A 482-nucleotide genomic window follows, 5' to 3' on the forward strand; every position below is an offset into this window, starting at 1 on the left:
CGCTGACGCGGCCGCCGGAGATCGAGCGCGCGACGAGCACGATCTCGTCCAGCGCGAGCTCGGCGCCCTCCTTCGGCGCGCGGTCGAGATGGACGTCGAAATAATCGGCGAGTGTGAGCTTGGTCTCGTCGTCGCTCACCTTCACGCCGTAGATCTCGGCGAGCTCGGCGAGCGTGTGCTCGCCGGAGACCATGAAGTCGCCGAGCAGATGCGGATCCGGCGCCGAGCTCGGCTGCATGTCGACGAAGAAGCGGTCGAGCGACTCGGCCTTTTCCGGCGGCGCCAGCAGATAGATGTAATCGCCGGGCGCGATCGGCTCGGCTTCCGTCGGCGTCAGGATGTTCTCGTTGCGGATCACCAGCGTCGGCTTGGACCAGGACGGGATCAGGCCGCGGCGGAAATACAGGCTCTTGGGCCGCACCGGATAGCCGACCAGCTGCTGCTCGAGCTGGCCGGGCAGATCCAGCTCGACGCGGCGCGGG

Annotated in this window: 1 protein-coding gene; it reads right to left on the reverse strand. The window is 67.8% G+C overall.

Annotated features, from left to right (window positions below; translation table 11 throughout):
* The coding region (locus tag MOV75_RS41735; RefSeq protein WP_309487027.1) for a transporter associated domain-containing protein at positions 1 to 482 on the reverse strand (482 nt) is incomplete at both ends.

The organism is Bradyrhizobium sp. PRIMUS42 (assembly GCF_023006515.1).
Taxonomy (GTDB): Bacteria; Pseudomonadota; Alphaproteobacteria; order Rhizobiales; family Xanthobacteraceae; genus Bradyrhizobium.